The organism is Kitasatospora sp. NPDC101235 (assembly GCF_044767505.1).
Classification (GTDB): Bacteria; Actinomycetota; Actinomycetes; order Streptomycetales; family Streptomycetaceae; genus Kitasatospora.
Map to the genome: position 1 here is coordinate 184,073 of NZ_JBIWNZ010000011.1, position 18,149 is coordinate 202,221.

Annotated in this window: 16 protein-coding genes; 6 read left to right on the forward strand and 10 right to left on the reverse strand. The window is 74.5% G+C overall.

What is annotated here, in order from left to right; genetic code table 11:
- Positions 1-28: 28 nt before the first annotated feature.
- From ACIRRH_RS20280 to ACIRRH_RS20300, 5 genes are all read right to left on the reverse strand, one after another.
- The gene (locus tag ACIRRH_RS20280; protein ID WP_224282477.1) at positions 29-409 is read right to left on the reverse strand and encodes a roadblock/LC7 domain-containing protein; all 381 of its coding nucleotides are present in this window, start codon (positions 407-409) and stop codon (positions 29-31) included.
- Positions 410-435: 26 nt separating this feature from the next.
- Positions 436-3,357 carry a nitrate- and nitrite sensing domain-containing protein gene (locus ACIRRH_RS20285; RefSeq protein WP_403068974.1) on the reverse strand — a complete coding sequence of 974 codons (2,922 nt, stop codon included), beginning with the start codon at positions 3,355-3,357 and terminating at the stop codon, positions 436-438.
- Positions 3,358-3,464: 107 nt separating this feature from the next.
- Positions 3,465-4,328: an MHYT domain-containing protein gene (locus ACIRRH_RS20290; RefSeq protein WP_403068977.1), complete on the reverse strand. Its 864-nt coding sequence runs from the start codon at positions 4,326-4,328 to the stop codon at positions 3,465-3,467.
- A gap of 380 nt (positions 4,329-4,708) precedes the next feature.
- A complete protein-coding gene (locus tag ACIRRH_RS20295; RefSeq protein WP_403068980.1) occupies positions 4,709-6,121 on the reverse strand; it encodes a cytochrome P450 in 1,413 nt (470 codons plus the stop codon).
- 121 nt (positions 6,122-6,242) lie between these two features.
- Positions 6,243-7,310 carry an RNA ligase (ATP) gene (locus ACIRRH_RS20300; RefSeq protein ID WP_403068982.1) on the reverse strand — a complete coding sequence of 356 codons (1,068 nt, stop codon included), beginning with the start codon at positions 7,308-7,310 and terminating at the stop codon, positions 6,243-6,245.
- Positions 7,311-7,697: 387 nt separating this feature from the next.
- On the opposite strand from ACIRRH_RS20300, the gene modA reads away from it, so the two are divergent.
- The 3 genes from modA to ACIRRH_RS20315 all read left to right on the forward strand — a co-directional run bounded on the left by modA (position 7,698) and on the right by ACIRRH_RS20315 (position 10,673).
- Entirely contained in the window at positions 7,698-8,534 is an 837-nt protein-coding gene (modA, locus tag ACIRRH_RS20305) for a molybdate ABC transporter substrate-binding protein (RefSeq protein WP_403068985.1), read from the forward strand.
- A 92-nt stretch (positions 8,535-8,626) separates the two neighbouring features.
- Positions 8,627-9,439 (forward strand): ABC transporter permease, encoded by an 813-nt coding sequence (locus tag ACIRRH_RS20310; protein WP_403069204.1) that lies wholly within the window; start codon positions 8,627-8,629, stop codon positions 9,437-9,439.
- Positions 9,440-9,596: 157 nt separating this feature from the next.
- Entirely contained in the window at positions 9,597-10,673 is a 1,077-nt protein-coding gene (locus ACIRRH_RS20315; protein WP_403068987.1) for an ABC transporter ATP-binding protein, read from the forward strand.
- 30 nt (positions 10,674-10,703) lie between these two features.
- Here the strand turns inward: ACIRRH_RS20315 and ACIRRH_RS20320 are convergent, their stop codons facing one another.
- The gene (locus tag ACIRRH_RS20320) at positions 10,704-11,363 is read right to left on the reverse strand and encodes a response regulator (RefSeq protein WP_403068990.1); all 660 of its coding nucleotides are present in this window, start codon (positions 11,361-11,363) and stop codon (positions 10,704-10,706) included.
- Between the two features lie 59 nt (positions 11,364-11,422).
- Complete coding sequence (locus ACIRRH_RS20325) at positions 11,423-12,766, reverse strand: sensor histidine kinase (protein ID WP_403068993.1); 1,344 nt, start codon at positions 12,764-12,766, stop codon at positions 11,423-11,425.
- 199 nt (positions 12,767-12,965) lie between these two features.
- On the opposite strand from ACIRRH_RS20325, the gene ACIRRH_RS20330 reads away from it, so the two are divergent.
- The 3 genes from ACIRRH_RS20330 to ACIRRH_RS20340 are packed head-to-tail and all read left to right on the forward strand — an operon-like array spanning position 12,966 to position 15,450.
- Positions 12,966-13,883, forward strand: a complete 918-nt coding sequence (locus tag ACIRRH_RS20330; protein ID WP_403068996.1) for an ABC transporter ATP-binding protein — start codon at positions 12,966-12,968, stop codon at positions 13,881-13,883.
- Positions 13,880-14,677, forward strand: a complete 798-nt coding sequence (locus ACIRRH_RS20335) for an ABC transporter permease (protein ID WP_403068999.1) — start codon at positions 13,880-13,882, stop codon at positions 14,675-14,677. The genes ACIRRH_RS20330 and ACIRRH_RS20335 overlap by 4 nt, the downstream gene beginning before the upstream one ends.
- 29 nt (positions 14,678-14,706) lie before the next feature.
- Positions 14,707-15,450 carry a hypothetical protein gene (locus ACIRRH_RS20340; protein ID WP_403069002.1) on the forward strand — a complete coding sequence of 248 codons (744 nt, stop codon included), beginning with the start codon at positions 14,707-14,709 and terminating at the stop codon, positions 15,448-15,450.
- A 102-nt stretch (positions 15,451-15,552) separates the two neighbouring features.
- Here ACIRRH_RS20340 and ACIRRH_RS20345 read toward each other — a convergent pair whose 3' ends face one another.
- The 3 genes from ACIRRH_RS20345 to ACIRRH_RS20355 form a co-directional block, all read right to left on the reverse strand.
- Complete coding sequence (locus tag ACIRRH_RS20345) at positions 15,553-16,266, reverse strand: peptidyl-tRNA hydrolase (RefSeq protein ID WP_403069005.1); 714 nt, start codon at positions 16,264-16,266, stop codon at positions 15,553-15,555.
- Between the two features lie 208 nt (positions 16,267-16,474).
- Positions 16,475-16,966, reverse strand: coding sequence for a hypothetical protein (locus ACIRRH_RS20350; RefSeq protein WP_403069008.1), 492 nt, complete (start codon positions 16,964-16,966; stop codon positions 16,475-16,477).
- 202 nt (positions 16,967-17,168) lie between these two features.
- Positions 17,169-18,098: a hypothetical protein gene (locus tag ACIRRH_RS20355; RefSeq protein WP_403069011.1), complete on the reverse strand. Its 930-nt coding sequence runs from the start codon at positions 18,096-18,098 to the stop codon at positions 17,169-17,171.
- Positions 18,099-18,149 lie beyond the last annotated feature (51 nt).

Below are 18,149 nucleotides of genomic sequence, written 5' to 3' on the forward strand. Positions count from 1 at the left end.
CGCCCCCGGTACGGACGGGGCACCGGACTCACCGGCCGCCCACCGCCCGCGGCGGGGTGCCCAGGTGCTCCCCGACCCGGCGGACCAGTCTGGCCATCTCGTAGGCGATCAGACCGAGGTCGGCCCGGGCGGTGGCGAACACGGCGAGGCAGGTGCCCTCCCCGGCCGCCGCGACCAGCAGGTAGCCGCCCTCCAACTCGACCATGGTCTGGCGGACTTCACCCGCGTCGAAGTGCCGGCCTGCGCCCTTGGCCAGGCTGTGGAAGCCGGAGGCGACGGCCGCCAGATGCTCTCCGTCCTCGCGTGCCAGGCCGGCCGAGGTGCCCACGGCCAGGCCGTCGGCGGAGAGCATCACGGCGAAGCGGAGCTCGGGGGCGCGCTGGACCAGCTCGTCGAGGAGCCAGTTCATCTCCCCCGCGCGGTGGGTGGTGGCGATCACGGACGCTCTCCTTCGGGTCGGGACGAGGGTTGGGGTTGGCGCGCCCGCGGCGGCTGCGGGGGGTCGGCGGGCTGTCCGTCCCGCCGGCCCTCCGGGTACAGGCCGCGTGCCCATCCGCTCTGGAAGGCGGACATCGCCGCCCGCGCCTCCTCGGGGCTGCGGCCCGCGGCGCCGAATCCGTCGCCGGAGCCGGGCTCGGCGGAGCCTGAGCCGGAACCAGAGCCGGAAGGGAAGGCGGCGGCAGCCGTACGACGGCTGTGCGTGGTCGGACGGGCCGGGGCCTCACGCAGCTGGGGCACGAGGCTCGCCTGACGGGTCCGGCGCGGCAACTCCTCGGGGCCCGGGTCTGCGCGGTGACCGTCCGATCGGTGACCGTCCGAGCCCGGCCCGGGCACCGGCTCCGAACGGGGTTCCGTACGGTACGGCGCCGCGCCGTACGGCTGCGGCGGTCCGGACTGCGGACGGGCGGCCGCACCCGCGCCCCCGTCCACAGCCGGACCGGCCGCCCGGGCGCCGGAGGCCCGGAAGGGGGTGCGGCGCACCGGCCCGGGGTCACTGCCCCGGGCGCCGAACGGCAGCAGCGCCCCGCCCTCCGGCGGCGGCCCACCCGCCGCCGGAAGCCCGTCATCTCCCCTGCCCCGCGGGTGCTCCCGGTACCTCGGATCGCCGGTCGGGCTGCCCGTCGAACCGCCGCTCGGGTCGCTGCTCGGACCGCCCGTCGGACCCTCCGCGTGACCGTGCACGGGCGCGAACTCCCGCTCCGGGCCGCCCTGCTGCACCCGCTCGGTGAACACCGGCTCCGCGGGCCCCGCCCCGACCGCCGCGCCACCCGACATCGCTGCGGGCGGCGCAGGCGCGACCGGTTCGAAGCCGTACCGCAGGTCCTCCGGATCCACCGCCGCCGCTTCGTCGGCCAGCAGCGTGGTCGGAAGCAGGACCACCGCCGTGGTGCCGCCGTACGCGGAGGTCACCAGCGAGACCTTGACGTCCTGCCGTCGGGCGAGCCGGCTGACCACGAACAGGCCGAGCCGGTCACTGTCGAAGAGGTCGGTCTGCTCGGCCGCGGCGATCCGGCGATTGGCCGAGGCCAGCACCTCCGGGCCCATGCCGAGGCCGCGGTCCTCGATCTCCAGCGCGAAGCCGTTGCCGACCCGTTCGCCCCGGATGTGCACCCGGGTGTGCGGCGGGGAGAACCCGGTGGCGTTCTCGACGAGTTCGGCCACCAGGTGGGTGAGGTCGGCGACGGCGTGGCCGACCACGGCGGCCCGCGGCAGCGGGTGCACCTCGACCCGGGCGTACTCCTCGACCTCCGAGACGGCCGCGCGCACCACGTCCACCAGCGGGACGGGCCGGCGCCAGCCCCGGCCGGGGGCCGCGCCGGAGAGGATGATCAGGCCCTCGGCGTGCCGGCGCATCCGGGTGGTGAGGTGGTCCAGCCGGAACAGGTCGGCCAGCTCGGACGGGTCCTCGGTGCGGCGCTCCATCGCGTCCAGCAGCGTGAGTTGGCGGTGCACCAGGACCTGGCTGCGGCGCGCGAGGTTGACGAACACCCCGGAGACCCCGGAGAGCACCTCGGCCCGTTCGACCGCCGCCGTGACGGCCGCCCGCTGGACGGTGCCCAGCGCCCGGTGCACCTGGCCGATCTCGTCGCCCCGCTCCACCGGTCCGGGCGCCTCGGTCTCGATGTCCACCTCCTCGCCCGCGCGCAACTTCCGCATGGTCGCAGGGAGTTTGCGTCCGGCTAGCTCAAGTGCGGAGTTGCGCAGGCCGATCAGCTCGGTGACCAGCCCGCGCCCGATCTGCACCGAGATCACCAGTGAGGCCACCACGCCGACCAGACCGAGCAGCACGGCCGTCCCCGCCGGGGTGAACAGGCCCAGGGCGTAGGGGTCCTGGCGCTCGGCGGCGATCCGTCCGGCCTGGTCCTCGACGGTTCGCAGGGCGCCGGCCACCTTGCCTGCGACCATCGCCCAGCGGTCGGCCGGCACCGCCGCGACCGCCGCCCGGCCGTCGGCGGCCGTCCGCACCTTGTCCTCGTACCCGGCCAGCTCGCGGTGGTCCTGGCCGCCGGTGACGGCGAGCAGCGCCTCCCGGTCGACGGGACCCAGGTCGGCGGCGGCGCCCTGCTCGAACTCGCGCCGGGCGAAGGCCGCGCCGGAGAACTCCCGCAGCTGGTCGTCGCCGAGCCCGCCGGACAGCTGGGCGGCGCGCAGCAGCGCGTCCTCACGGGCGAGCAGCTCGCGGGACCGGGCCAGCTCCAGCAGCACCCGCGCGTCGGCGGCCACCTGGCGGTCCTGGAAGGGCGTGACGGCACCGGCGGCGGCGAGCGCCCGGTCCACCGCCTCGCCGTACGCGGCATACGCCTCGGGCCAGCCGACGCTCCTGGCCAGGACCCGGTCTCGCAGTACGGGCAGGGCGGCGAGCGAGCTGCCGAGGGCGTCCAGCCGGGCGGCCGCGTCACCGGCCAGGCCCTGGGCGTCGGCACGGTTGTAGCCCCGGTCGGGGTGGCGGGCGTCCGGGAACAGCGGAGTGAGCGCCCGGTCGGTGACCGCCGCCGCCTCGCGCAGGGCGCTCTCCCGGGCGGCGGTGGGGGCGGTCGCCGGGGCGGCCAGCAGCTGGCCGACGGCGGTGCGTTCGGCCTGCAGCCCGGCGACCGTCTCGGCGACGGGGGTGAGCAGCGTGCGCTGTGCGTCGCGCTGGCGCAGCAGGTCCCAGACGCCCTGGGCGGTGGTGACCGTGGCGAATCCCCACAGGGCGATGACGGAGACGACCGGGACCATCAGCAGGGCGATGATCCGGGCGCGGACGGTCCGGGGGCGCAGTCCACGCAGCCACGGGCCGGGGCGCGGCGGACGGGCGGGCGGGCCGGCATGGGCACCCCGACGGGTACCGGGGGCGGCACCGCGGTCATCTCGCATGGGTGAGGAGCCTTTCGGGCGGGGGGAAGCGGGAGGTGGAGGCGCGGGCGGGGCGGGCAGGGCACCGGCGGGGTGGGCGTGCGGTTCGGGCGGCCTGGAGGTGCGGCTCAGGCGGCGTGGTCGTGCCACTGCGCGCCGAGGTGCCCGGCCTCGGCCGGGGCGGTCTCGGGCCGGGCGGGCTCGGCCTGCGGGGGCGTGCCGGAGAGGTCCTCGATGACCGGCTCGCCCGCCTCCTCGTAGCCGGCCCGCTCCTGGGCGGTCGGTGAGAGCGCCACGAACGCCGAGGCGAGGAAGAGGAACGAGCCGAGGCCGACGGCGAGCGGAAAGACGAACTCCATCGGACTGGCCCCGCCGAGACCGGTCCGGGTCGGCTCCAGCCGGACGTGGATGGCGGCCATGCCGGTGTAGTGCATGCAACTGACGGCGAGGCCCATGGCCATCGCGGCGGCCGCGGCCGCGTACACGTTGCGGATGGTGACGGCGGCCCAGAGCGCGGCGGTGGCGGCGCCAACCGCGACCAGCACGGACAGCGCGACCGTCGCGGCGTCGTAGTGCAGCCCGCCGTGCATCCGGACGGCGGCCATTCCCAGGTAGTGCATCGCGGCAACGCCGAGGCCGGTGGTGACGCCACCGGACAGCAGGGAGAGACCGCGGTGCCGGCCGTAGCAGACCACGGTCAGGCCGAGGCCGGTGACCAGCACCGCGACCACGAGGCTGAGGACGGTCAGCGGGACGTTGTAGCGCAGCTCGGTGCCGTCGACGGTGAAGCCGAACATGGCGACGAAGTGCATGGTCCAGATGCCGGAGCCGATCGCGGCGGCGGCCGTCATCAGCCAGTTCCGCCGGGCCGGGCCGCTCGCGGCCAGGCCTCGCAGCGTGCAGCGCAGCCCGAGGGCGGCGCCGGCACAGGCCATCAGGTACGAGAGGGCAGGCGTCAGCCAGCCGAGGCTGAGATGGTTCAGGGTGCCCATGGGACCTCCGGTCGACCGGTCGGGCCCGGGGCGGTACGCGGTGCGCCCGGGCTCCCCGGGCCGGGCGGACTGCATACGAAGGCATATGCCACTCGCATGTGCGCTTCCGTCCTGGGGTGCCTGGGACGCTATCGAGGGGCCGGAATCGGCCAGACAAAGATCTGAAAAGCTGCCCGCAGGACGGGGGCGGTGTGTTCGAATGGCCCTGTCGTCTGCCCAGTGGGCGGCGAGCGGCGAACAACCCGCAGGTGACGGCACGCGAACGACAGCGGACAGATAACAGAGTTTGAAATCTGTTATCTGTCCGCTGAACTCCGTCCGTCGAGCTCTGTCACCTGCCGACTGCCTACCCGGCTACTTACCCGGCTGTCTGCCGCCTGTCAGCCGGCCGCCGTCACCCGAATCCGCATCGGGCTCGCCGCCCGCAGCGTGATCCCCTGGGCGAGTGCCACCCGCCGGTCCACCGCCTCCACCTCGAAGTCCCGCAGCAGCACCCCCAGCGTCAGCACCGCCTCCAGCATCGAGAAGTGCTGCCCGATGCAGGCCCGCGGCCCGCCGCCGAACGGGAACCAGGCGTAGCGGTGCCGTGCCTGCTCGGCCTCCGGCAGGAAGCGGTCCGGGTCGAACCGCTCCGGGTCCGCCCAGTGCTCCGGGTGCCGGTGGGTGACCAGCGGCGCGACGACGACCTGCGCCCCGGCCGGGATCACGTACCCGTCGATGACGGTCTCCGCGACCGCCCGCCGCCCGCCCAGGGCCGCCGACGGGTAGAGCCGCATCGCCTCCTTCAGCACCCGGGTGATGTACGGCAGTGCGTCCAGGTCCGCCGCCGTCGGCGCCCGCCCGGCCAGGACGGTCCGCGCCTCCTCCCGGGCGAGCCGCCGGTGCTCGGGGTGGATCGCCAGCAGGTGCAGCGCGAAGGCCAGCGCGGTGGCCGTGGTCTCGTGCCCGGCGAGCAGGAACACCAGGACCTGGTCGCGGAGTTCGCCCGGGTCCAGCCGATCGCCGTTGTCGTCGCGAGCCCGCCCGAGCAGGGTGAGCAGGTCGTCCACGCCCTCGTTGCCGCCGCCGCGCGCGGCCCGTTCGGCGATGATCCGGTCGCAGACCCCGTACAGCGCCCGCTGGGCCTCGGCACCGCGCCGGTTGGCCGGGGTCGGCCAGGTGCGCGGGAGGCGGACCGGAGCGTAGCCGCGCTCCGCCACGTACTCGCCGAGCACCGGGAAGCTGCGGTGCACCACCGCCACCGCCTCCTCCACGTCGGCGCCGAACAGGATGCGCGCGACCGCCCGCAACGCGAACCGGGACATCTCCTCGGCCGCGTCCACCACCCCGCCGGGCACCGCCCGCCAGCGCTCGGTGAGCGACTGCGCCTCCTGCGCGAGCGCGTCGGCGTAGCCGTCCACCCGGCGCCGGGTGAACAGCGGCTGCACCATTCGGCGTTGGCGCTGGTAGTCGGCGTCCTGGCTGGTCAGCAGCCCGTTGCCGACGCTGGTCCGCAGTTCGTCGTAGAAGGAGTTCTCCTTGCGGAAGTTGGCCGCCTCGCCGGCCAGCACCTGGCGGACGCCGTCCGGCGAGAACACCCCGTAGAAGTCGGCCCGCAGCCCGGGCGGCCCGGCCTGGAAGCGCACCACGTCGCCGTGGTCGCGGCGGGCCGCGAGGTAGCTGCGCAGTGGGCGGCGGGTGAGGTCGAACAGCGATCCGACCAGGCGGTTCCCGGCCGGGACGGGTATCGCGGAGGTGGGGGCGGGCACGGGGGCGCGGACGGGAACGGCAACGGGGACGACTTCGGCGGCCATCGGCACTCCTTCTGTCCAGGGATGCGCCCGCCGGCCCTACCGACGGGCAGCCGGCACCCGAAAGGAGCCGCGCCCGGACCCGCCGGCCGGGCCGACCTGCCAGGCCGGATCCGGACCCGTCTCACTCGTATTCGGTGCCCCCCTTACGGGTCAGGTAAGCGTCGCCGACCACCTTGGCGATCGCCCGCCCGCCGAGCACCGGGCTCCAGCGCTCGGTGACCGGCCGCACCACCACGCCCTCCCGCAGGTGCAGTTCACGTCCTGAGACGGTCTCCTTGCCCCGGGCGAACCCCAGCACGGTCTCCGGGTCGAACGGCCCGCGCCACAGCTCGGGCACCAGCGGCACCTCCCCGTCCAGCAGTTCGGCCGCCGACAGCCAGTTCAGCTGTCCGTCCACCAGGGCCGACACGTCGAAGGCCGCGTAGCCGGGCCGCTCGGCGCGCGCCGAGGCGCCGTAGCCCAGGTCCTGCACGCCTTCGCCGAACACCTCACCGAAGATGCCGACCCGCTCGGCCCCGAGGCGCTCCGCCAGCCGGGCCGCCACCGCCGGGATGTCGTACGCGCGCACCGCCCGCCAGTACAGGTTGCGCACGTCCTCGGCCAGCGCCAGCCCCTGCGCGCCGATGCCCTTGGACGACACCTGCACCTCACCGGTGGCGGCGAGGTACGTGACCAGGCAGCAGCTGCCGTGCAGCTTCTCGGTCAGCACCACCGGCTCGCCCGGCTCGAAGGCGTCGGGATAGCGCTTGAGGTTCTCGATGTCCACCCAGGGCAGCAGGTCCGGCGCGCTGACCACGTCACCGCTCATCGACGTCGGCACCGGCTGCTGCCACTTGACGACCCCGAGCAGCTCGGCGAAGTCCTCGCCGCGCTCGGCCGCGGCGGCCAGGTCGGTGCCGGCCAGCGCGACGGGCCGGCAGACGATGCCCTGGGACAGCTCGCCGCGCAGCCGTACGGCCTTCACCCGGTTCGCCTGGGCGCCGGCCAGCTTGCCGGTCAGTCCCAGTTCCTCGATCAACTGCTCGGGCAGGACGGACTGTTCCGGGATGTAGACGGCGTGGTCTCCGGTCCGGTACATGCCCTTCGCGACCACCGCCCGGTAGAGGCCGACCTGGGCGAGCTCCAGGGCATCGGCGTTCGGGTGCTCCAGGATGATCAGCTTCTCGGCGGTGACGCGCAGCGTGGACATGGGCGGACTCCTCCCCTTGGTTCGGCCACGGCGGTGCATCCGACCGACCCGGCCGCGTGTACGGACGGCGACCACTCTGGCCGCCCGGCCGCCCACGGCGCGACGCAATTTCCGCACACCCCTACCGCCCCCACCACCTGCACCGCCCCCGCCACCCGCACCGCCCCCGTCGCCCGCCGCCCGCCGCCGTCTGCCCGCACCGGGCCGCCCCCGCCAGGCCCGTTCGAGCCATCCCACAGCAGACCGGAGGCCCGCGCCTGCCCCCTCCTGTGCAAACCGGCAGGGGATTTATCGCTCGCATTTGCGGCACTATGATCGCCGTAATGGCCGCACCTGCGACCAGTCCCTCGCGCCCCTTCCGGCGCGCACCCCGGAGGGGAAGCACCGATGAGCACCCGTACGCCCGCCACCCGCAGACTCGCCGTCGCCGCCGCTGCGGCCCTCGCCCTCAGCCTCGGGGTCACCGCCTGCGGCAGCGACGGCGGCAAGTCCTCCGGTTCCCCGGCCTCCTCGAACGCCTCCGCCGCCGGCAGCGGCGTCCCGAAGGCCTCCGGCACCATCACCGTCTTCGCCGCCGCCTCGCTCAAGGAGACCTTCACCGAGCTCGGCAAGAAGTTCGAGGCCGCCAATCCGGGCACCAAGGTCACCTTCAACTTCGGCGGCAGCTCCAGCCTCGCCACCAGCATCAACTCCGGCGCCCCGGCAGACGTGTTCGCCGCCGCCAGCCCGGCCACCATGAAGACCGTGACGGACGCGGGCGGCGCCGCCGGACAGCCGACGACCTTCGTCAGGAACACGCTCACCATCGCCGTCCCCAAGGGCAACCCCAAGCACGTCGCGGGCCTCAAGGACCTCACCGCCTCCGGCGTGAAGGTCGCCCTGTGCGCCAAGGAGGTGCCGTGCGGCGCCGCCGCCCAGACCGCGCTCAAGGCCGCCGGCGTCGACCTCACCCCGGTCACCCTGGAGCAGGACGTCAAGGGCGCGCTCACCAAGGTCGAACTCGGCGAGGTCGACGCCTCCCTGGTGTACCGCACCGATGTGCAGGCCGATGCCGCGAAGATCGACGGTGTGGACTTCCCCGAGACCGACAAGGCCGTGAACGACTACCCGATCGCCGCGGTCGCCAAGGCACCGAACAAGGACGGCGGCGCCGCCTTCGTCGCGTACGTCCAGTCACCCGAGGCCAAGCAGGTGCTGACCGCGGCGGGCTTCCAGGCGCCGTGAGCGACCGCACCGCCGGCCTCGGGGAGAACCGCCCGGACCGGGACCACCAGTCGCGGACCACCGGCAGCGGCCCGGCAGGACCGGCACAGACCCTGCCGCGCCGCCGCCCGCGCCGCCGCCCGGGCACGCACCGCGTCCCGGTCACCCTGCTGCTCCCGGCGCTTCTCGGACTGGCGTTCCTGATCCTGCCGCTGGTCGGGCTACTGATCCGGGCGCCGTGGAGCGGGCTGTCCGCGCAGCTCACCAGCACCGCCGTGTGGGACGCGCTGCGCCTGTCACTGATCAGCGCGACCGCGGCCACCGCGGTGTCGTTGGTCCTCGGTGTCCCGCTGGCCTGGCTGCTCGCCCGCACCGAGCTGCCGGGCCGGCGGGTGATCCGGACGCTGGTCACCCTGCCGCTGGTGCTGCCGCCGGTGGTCGGCGGCGTGGCGCTGCTGCTGGCGCTCGGGCGGCGCGGCATCGTCGGCTCCTGGCTGGACTCGGCCTTCGGCATCACACTGCCGTTCACCACCACCGGGGTCGTGATCGCCGAGGCGTTCGTGGCGATGCCGTTCCTGGTGATCAGCGTCGAGGGCGCGCTGCGGGCCGCCGACCCCCGCTACGAGGAGGCCGCCGCGACCCTCGGCGCCTCCCGGCTGACCGCGTTCCGGCGGGTCACCCTGCCACTGATCGCTCCGGGGATCGTCGCCGGGGCCGTACTGGCCTGGGCCCGGGCGCTCGGCGAGTTCGGTGCGACGATCACCTTCGCGGGCAACTTCCCGGGCCGCACCCAGACCATGCCGCTGGCCGTCTACCTGGCCATGGAGTCCGACCCGCAGGCGGCGATCGCGCTGTCGCTGGTGCTCCTGGTGGTCTCCGTGGCCGTCCTGGTCGGCCTGCGCGACCGCTGGCTGTCGACGCCATGACCCCGTCCGCACGCGTCCCCTCGGGCGCCACCTCGGGCACCATCTCGCCCGTACGCGCCACCTCGGAAGCCTTCTCGGGCATCACCTCGGGCGCGGTTGCGGACGCGCCCCCGGCCACTTTCTCGGACACTCCCCCGGACACCTGGACGCTGCCCCGATGAGCACCGAAAACCTCTCCGGCCCCGCCCTGGACGCCCGTCTGCGGGTCGAGCGCGCCGCGTTCGCCCTCGACCTCGCCCTCACCGCCGCCCCCGGCGAGGTGGTGGCGCTGCTCGGCCCCAACGGCGCCGGCAAGTCCACCGCCCTGCGCGCCCTCGCCGGACTGCTCCCGCTCACCGGCGGCCACCTGCGCCTGGACGGCCGCCTCCTGGAGGACCCGGCACAGCGCGTACACACCCCGGCCGAGGAGCGCCCGGTCGGCGTGGTGTTCCAGGACTACCTGCTGTTCCCGCACCTCAGCGCGCTCGACAACGTCGCCTTCGGCCCGCGCTGCCAGGGCCGCCCCAGGCGCGAGGCACGGGCCGAGGCGGCCGGCTGGCTGGAGCGGATGGGCCTGGCCGACCACGCCTCGGTCCGCCCCGGCCGGCTCTCCGGCGGCCAGGCCCAGCGGGTGGCGCTCGCCCGCGCCCTCGCCGTACGCCCCCGGCTGCTCCTGCTGGACGAGCCGCTGGCCGCCCTGGACGCGCGCACCCGGCTCGACGTACGGGCCCAACTGCGGCGACACCTGGCCGAGTTCGAGGCGGTGGCGGTGCTGGTGACGCACGACCCGCTGGACGCCATGGTGCTGGCCGACCGGCTGGTGGTGATCGAGGACGGGCAGGAGGTGCAGTCCGGCAGCCCCGCGGAGGTCGCCCGGCGCCCGCGCACCGACTACATCGCCCGGCTGGTCGGGCTGAACCTGTACCAGGGCCGGGCCGAGGGCACCCGGGTCACGCTCCCGGACGGAACGGTCCTGGCCACCACCGAGGAGCTGGACGGGCCTGCCTTCGTCGCCTTCCCGCCCTCCGCCGTGACGCTGTACCGGGAACGCCCGCAGACCGGCGCGCGCAACCTGTGGAAGGCCGAGGTCACCGGGCTGGACCTGCACGGCGACCAGGTCCGCGCCGAGCTCGCCGGCGAGCTGCCGATGGCCGCCGACCTCACCCCGGCCGCCGTCGCCGAGCTGGAACTGGCGCCGGGCGTCGCGGTCTGGGCCTCGGTCAAGGCCACCCAGACCCACGCCTACCCGGCCTGACAGCCCGCCGGAGGCATCACCTCGGCGGGGTCACTCCGACGGTTCGACGAACCCCGACTCGTACGCAGCGATCACCGCCTGGGTGCGGTCCCGCGCGCCCAGCTTCGCCAGCACGCTGCTGACGTGCGTCTTCACCGTCTGCACGCCGAGGAACAGCTTCTCGGCGATCTCCCCGTTGCTGAGGCCGCGCGCGACCAGTCGCAGCACCTCCGCCTCGCGCTCGGTCAGCGCAGCCCGCTCCATGGCTGCACGGGCGCTCGGGTTGCCGTGCCCGGCCGCCAGGCGGCGGATCGCGGCCGGGAACAGCAGCGACTCGCCCGCCGCCACCAGCCGCACCGCGTGGGCGATCTCGGCAGGGCGGGCGCGTTTGAGCAGGAAGCCGTCGGCGCCCGCGCGCAGCGCCTGGTAGACGTAGTCGTCGTTCTCGAAGGTGGTCACGACCAGGATCCGCGGGGGGCGTTCCCCCGGTGCTCCGGGGCGCAGCAGCTCGCGGGTGCCCGCCAGGCCGTCCAGCACCGGCATCCGGACGTCCATCAGCACCACCTGCGGGCGCAGCGCGCGGGCCAGGGCGACCGCCTCCGCGCCGTCGGCCGCCTCGCCGATCACCCGCAGGTCCCCCTGCGCCTCCAGGACGGCCCGCAGGCCGGCCCGGACCAGCTCCTCGTCGTCGGCGAGCAGGATGTCCGTCATCCCGGCGGTTCCCCTGCCACGGCCTGCTGCATCGGAACCGGCCGCATCAAGATCGTTCGTCACGAGCCCAAGCGTAGGGGCAGTCGGACGGTCAGCACCCACTCCACCGTCCCCTCCCCGGTCGGTCCTGCCGCCGACGCCGACGAGGCCGCCGTCGCCGAGGCCGCCGTCGCCCCCGCCGTCGTCCCCGCCGTTGCCTCCCCGCCGAGCAGCGTGGCACGCTCACGGATGCCGCGCAGCCCCTTGCCGCCCTTGCGCGTTGCGCCCCTGCCCGCCCCGCTCGCCGGGGGCCGCGCCGGGCCCGCCGGTGAACGTCCGGCGCAGGGCAGCCGGTTGGCGCAGCGCAGCTCCAACTGGCCCTCCCGTACGGCGATCCGGATGTCGACCGGTTCGCCGGGTGCGTACTTGAGCGCGTTGGTGACGCCCTCCTGGACGATCCGGTACGACTCGCGGGAGAGCACTCCGGGCAGGGTCCCCGGCCGCACCTCGACCCGTGCCTCCACCGGGCTGCCGGCCGCCCGGGCGGTGTCGAACAGTGCGGGTAGCTGGTCGATCCCGGGCTGTTCGGTGGCCACGCCGTTCGCCCCGGCCGGGGTCTCGCGCAGCAGCACGAGGGTCCGTTCGAGATCCTCCATGGCCTGCCGGCCGGTCTCCTCGATGACTTCGAGCGCCCTGGCGACGAAGGCCGGGCCCCCGACCTCGCGCGCCGCCCCGGCCTGGAGGACCGTCACCGTCAGCGCGTGTCCGATCGAGTCGTGCAGCTCCCGGGCCAACCGGTTGCGCTCCAACAGTCGTTCGGCCCGCAGCTCGGCCTCGGCCAGCCGCTCCGCCGGTGAGGGACCCAGCAGCCGTACGGCCATGGCGAGTTGGATTCGCCCGGCGAACACCAGGAACCAGCCGAAACCGAGCACCAGCACCGGGGAGAGCGGGAGGTACAAGAGCCCGTCCGAACCGGTCAGCCGGTCGTAGCACGCGGCGGCGCCGGAGGACAGCACCAACCCGGCCACCTCACCGAGCCCGACCCGGCCGATCAACCAGCCCGCCGTACGCCGCCGGTCGGCCCAGGTTCGGGAGGGCTCGGTGGCGATGTCCTCCTCCCGTTCGGGCACCAGCAGCAGCCGCGCCTGCACCCCCTCGGCGCGCCGCACCGCCGGGATGAGGGCGACCATCGCGAGCAGCACGAAGTCCAGCGGGATGCTCGCCATCAGGATTTCGCCGAGGCTCTTGTGGTACGTCCCCGGATAGATCATCAGCACGACGCCGGCGAAGATCCACCCGACCAGCAGGTGCAGCAGCCGCGCGTACGTGACGCCGGACAGCAGCGGCGTGACGAGCCTGGACACCGCACTCCCCGGCACGACGGTTCCGGACACCACTCTCCTGAGCGCTGCGACCTTGGACATCGGGCCATCCTGCCAGGTCGCCCCCGGCTCCCGGCTCCCGCTCCGGTCGCCCGTGCTCTCCCTCCCGGGAGGGAGGCGGCTCCCCGCCCCGGCGGGATCCGCCGCACCGGCCCGCTCCGGTCGAATGGAGCCACCGCCCGGGGCCGACCACGGCGAGCACCGGCGGAGACCACCGACGACGAGACGAGGGGAGCGAGCCGTGATCGAGATCCAGGGCCTGACCAAGGAGTACGACGGCCGGCGCGTCGTCGACGACCTGACCTTCGAGGTCCGACCCGGCGTGGTGACCGGCTTCCTCGGCCCGAACGGCGCCGGCAAGAGCACCACCATGCGCCTGGTCCTCGGTCTCGACCGGCCGACTGCCGGACACGCCCTGATCGGTGGCCGGCCCTACGTCGAACTCCCCGACCCGCTGCGGACGGTCGGAGCGCTGCTGGACGCCCAGGCGCTGCACGGCGGCCGGACCGCGCACGGCCACCTGCGCTGGCTCGCCGCGAGCAACGGGCTGCCTGCGCGACGGGTCGACGAGGTGCTCGGCCAGGTCGGCTTGGCGGACGCGGCCGGACGGCGGATCCGGGGCTTCTCACTCGGCATGCGCCAGCGTCTCGGGGTGGCCGCCTCGCTGCTCGGCGACCCGCCGGTGCTGCTGCTGGACGAGCCCGTGAACGGCCTGGATCCGGAGGGCATCCGCTGGATCCGCACCCTGCTGCGCGACCTGGCCGCCGAGGGACGGGCGGTGCTGGTCTCCTCCCACCTGATGACCGAAATGGCGCTCACCGCCCACCACTTGGTGGTGATCGGGCGCGGCCGGCTGCTCGCCGACGCCGCCACCTCCGAGTTCATCGACCGCCACGGCCGGACCCGGATCAGGGTCCGCGCCGTCGACCCGGCCAAGCTCGCCGCCCTGCTCGGTGACCCCGGCCATGGCCTCGACGCCACCGAAGTCGACGGCGGCGCCTGGGAGGTGAGCGGCGCCGAACCCGAGCGGATCGCCGCGCTCGCCGCCGCCGCCGGCGTGGTGCTGTACGAGATCGCCGTGCAACAGGACTCCCTGGAGGAAGCGTTCATGCGGATGACCGCCGACAGCGTCGAGTACCGCGCGGAGGCCGCCGCATGAACGCGCCGACGGCCCCGGCCGTGACGCCTGCCGTGACCCCCGCCGCAACTTCCGCCGTGACCCCCGCCGTCAATGCCTTCCGCGCCGAGCGGATCAAGTTCACCACCCTCCGCTCGCTCTGGGTCACCCCGCTGCTCGCCCTGGTGTTCACCGCCGGGGTCACCACAGCCGTCGGCGCGGCCCTCCGCGGAAAGGACCACAACCTCACCGACGACCCGAGCGTCGGAATCTTCTACGGGCTCAACTTCGGCCAGGCGGCCCTGACCTGCTTCGGCATCCTGTTGATCGGGCAGGAGTTCAACACCCGCATGATCGGCACCTCGCTCACCGCCGTCCCCCGGCGCGGCCGACTGTACGGCGCCAAGCTCGCGCTCGGCGCACTGGTCGGCCTCGTCGTCGGTGCACTCGGCACGGCGGGCTCCTTCGCCGGGTACGCGGCCACCGCCCCGGGTGCCTGGGACGGGCCGGCCCTCGCCCGCAGCGCCGTCGCCGGCGTGCTCTACCAGGCACTGCTCGTGGTGTTCTGCCTCGGGGTGACCGCGCTGCTCGGCAACCTCACCGCCGCCATGGGGGTACTGGTACCGACCGTCTTCCTGCTCTCGCCGCTGCTCGGCGGCGTGCCCGGGGTCCGCCGAGTGGTCCAGTTCCTGCCCGACCGGGCCGGCCAGTACGCCCTGCGGTACGCCGACGACCCGCAGGTCGTCTACGGCCACTGGACCGGACTGCTGATCATGGCGCTCTGGACGGCGCTGGCCGCATACGGCGGCCTGCGCGCCCTGCGGCGCACCAAGTGACGTCGGGCGAACGGGAGATGGGAGGAAGCATGAGCACGATGACCGACGCCCTGCGCGCCGAACGGATCAAGTTCACCACTCTGCCCTCGCAGTGGGCGGCCCCACTGGTCGCCCTGGCACTGACGGTCGGCATCACTGCGGCCGTCAGTGCCGCCTACGGGGCGAAGGACCACACGCCCGGCGAGGACCCGGCCGGCGGGATCTTCTACGGACTGCTCTTCGGTCACGTCGCGGTGGCCTGCCTCGGCATCCTGCTGATGGGGCAGGAGTTCAACACCCGCATGATCGGCACCTCGCTCACCGCCGTCCCCCGGCGCGGCCGACTGTACGGCGCCAAGCTCGCGCTCGGCGCCGGGCTGGGCCTGCTGCTCGGGCTGGCCTCGACGGCGGGTTCGTTCCTGGCCGTCGGCACCACCGTCGGCCTGGACCTCTCCACCCCGGGCCTGGCCCGCAGCTTCCTGGCCGGCGTGCTGTACCACCCGATGATGGTGCTGCTCTGCCTCGGACTGACCGCGATGCTGGGCAAGTTCAGCGCCGCGCTCGGCCTGCTGACCCCGATGGTGTTCCTGGGCACCACCTGGCTGGCCGCCATCCCCGGCGTCCGCGAGCTCGGCCAGTTCCTGCCCGACCGGGCCGGGCTGTACACGATGCGCACCCAGACCGAGCCGGGCATCCACTACGGCCACTGGACCGGGCTGCTGATCATGGCGCTCTGGACAGCGCCGGCGGTCTACGGCGGGTTGCGGGCGATGCGGCGGTACGAGTACAGCTGACGGCCGGCAAGGAGCAGCGAACAGATGACAGATTTCGAAATCTGTCATCTGTTCGCTGTCGCCTGTTCCCCGTCGCCTGTCAGCTGCCGTCCGCCACACCCGTCACCGCAGCGCCGGGTGCTCCGCGATCACCGTGCAGCTGCCCGGCGCGATCTCGGTGAAGCCCGCGTCCTGGACCACCGGCAGCCCGCTGCGGACGAGTTCCTCCCACACCTCCGGCGAGGCCGTCCGGACCGCCAGCGCGAAGCCGGCCTCGGCCCACTCCTTGCGCTGTGCGTCGTCCAGCCGCCACCAGGCGAGCTGGGCGGCGTGGCCGGTCTGCGCCATCGTCTTTCCCGCGCTCATCTCCAGCTCCGGATTGAGCCACAGCACCGGCAGCCCCGGCTCGGGCGCGCCGGCCTCGGCCGTCTCCTCCAGATCCGTCCCGGACACCTGGAGCTTGGCCAGGCCCTTCGGCCAGCCGTCCAGCGGGATCGGCGGGAACACCCGCACCTCGGCCTCCCGCCCGTGCACTGTGACGCCCGGCAGCTCGCCCGCGCGACGCCACTCCCCGCCCCGAGCCCGCCGGACCACCTTGCGGATCCGGGCGTCCTCCCAGGCCGCGACCCGCTCCGCCCACTCGCCGTCGGCCTCGGTCACCCGCGGGTCGGCCAGCAGCGTGAGTACCGCCCGCGCCGAGGTCTCCAGCGCGTCCGTCCGGCCCGGCGGAGTGGCCCGCTCCATCCGGACGACCAGCGGCAGCACGTACTGCGGCCGCTCGTCGCGGTCCTCGCGATCCGGGGCGTCGCCGGGGTCGACCACGGGAGCGGGGGACACGGAGTCCGGGGTCGCAGAAGAGGTCGTCGCAGAAGGGGTCACAGAAGCGGAAGTCGGAGCATCGGAAGGAGAAGTCACCAGTCCAGGATGCCAGCCCCGCCCCGACCGACTCGGCCGGCCCCGTTCACCTCGGCCTTCACCGCCGCAACCACCGCCCCGACCAGCACAGCGCTCACCGCAGCGTTCGCCCCGGCGCTCACCTCGGTACTCACCTCAGCCGCTGCCGCAGCTCGTCCACCGCCGTCCGGATGCTCGCGCTGTACGCGCCCTCGGGCAGCGCGTCCAGACTGCACACGGCCCGTTCGAGCTGGTCGCGCGCCAGGTCCGGCTCGCCGAGCTTGAGATGGTCCGAGGCCAGGTTGAGGTGCAGCGAGGGGTAGAAGGCCCGCACCTGGAGGGCCGACTCGTACGTCCGGGCACGCCCGGTGCCGAGCGAGTCGGCGGCGGCCAGGGCCCGCCGGTCCCATTCGAGCTCGGCACGCGGGTCGTCCTGCAGGTCGGCCAGGTAGTGGGCGACGACGCAGCGGTGAAAGACGTCCTGATCCCCCAGCGCCTCCCAGAGTGCCTCGAAGCCGGCCCGGGCCTCGGCCGTCCGGCCGCGCTGCGCCGCCTGCGCCCCGTCCAGTCCGAGCGCGATCCGGGCCAGCGCCGCCTCCTCCTCACCGCCCGGCGCCCTGTTGGCCCCATCCGTCCCGTCCACACCCTCAGGACCATCGGGACTTCCGGAAGCCTCGCCGGAGCCACTGGGGGACATATCGTGTGTTCCGGGCACATCGGACATGTCCGCAGCCTAACCGCCGATTCGCCGGACCGCCCGGCCCGGGGGGCGGCCACGGAGCCCGGCGCCCCGCACGACCCGTCCGGCTGGCCGGCCGGCCCGGTCCCGGCGGCGCAACGTCCCGTCAGCGCCGGTAGCCGCGCTGCGGGTCCCGTTCCTCCGCGTCCTCGTACATCAGGAACCAGCCCTCCGGGTGGGTGGCCGCCAGCAGCGCCTCCGTGCGCTGCTCCGCCCCCAGCTCCGGGTCGCCGTCGTCCGGCCCGTAGACGCCGAACAGCTCGTCGCGGCAGCCGTCCCAGTCGTAGTCGTACAGGTCGGCCGGAAGGTCGCCCATCATGTCCGCCACCGACTCGGGCTGCGCGACGAGCAGGGCCCGGGCGTCCACCAGGGCCATCCGCAGCGCGAGCTCCTCGGCCAGGCAGCGCGGCAGCGGCCACTCGCCGAGCGCGAGGTCGTCGGCGAGGTCGTCGAAGGCGCGGGCCATCGCGCGGCGCCAGCCCCGGTGCATCCGCCAGGTGCGCTGGGGAAGCCGGGCGAAGACCGTCCAGTCCGTGTCCTCGTCGTCGACGACCGGCTCGTCCCCGTGCTCGTCGAAGTCGTCGTACGCGGCGTCGGCCAGGCCGATCAGCTGGGCGTGGAGCAGGCAGGCGGTGCGCGGGGTGAGCGTCCAGTCCGCGCCCGCGCCGCCCTCCTCCTCGTCGCCCTCCAGCGGGAACAGGTCGGCGAAGTCGGGTGTGAAGTCCTCGGTGACGCTGATCTCCAGCGTGCCGCCGATCGCCTCGACCCCGGGGATGGCGGCCACCAGCCGGTCCGGATGCAGCAGCGCGCCGAGCGCCGCGTTGGCGTCCTCGGCGACCTCGCGCAGCAGTTCGCGGCGCTGGCCGGCCGGGTCGATGCCCTCGAAGTCCAGTTCCTCGACGGCCCTGATCGCGGCCGCGCGCAGGGCCGGCCAGTCGGTGATCCGCAGGCCCAGCACCACCGTCGCCTCGATCTCCTGCGCGCCGGAGTCCTCCGCCGCGCCCGGCCCCTGTGGATGATCGCTTCGCTCGCCCATGGGGCTAACGGTACGGCCTTTCGGTCCCCCGATCACCGGTCCGGACCAGCT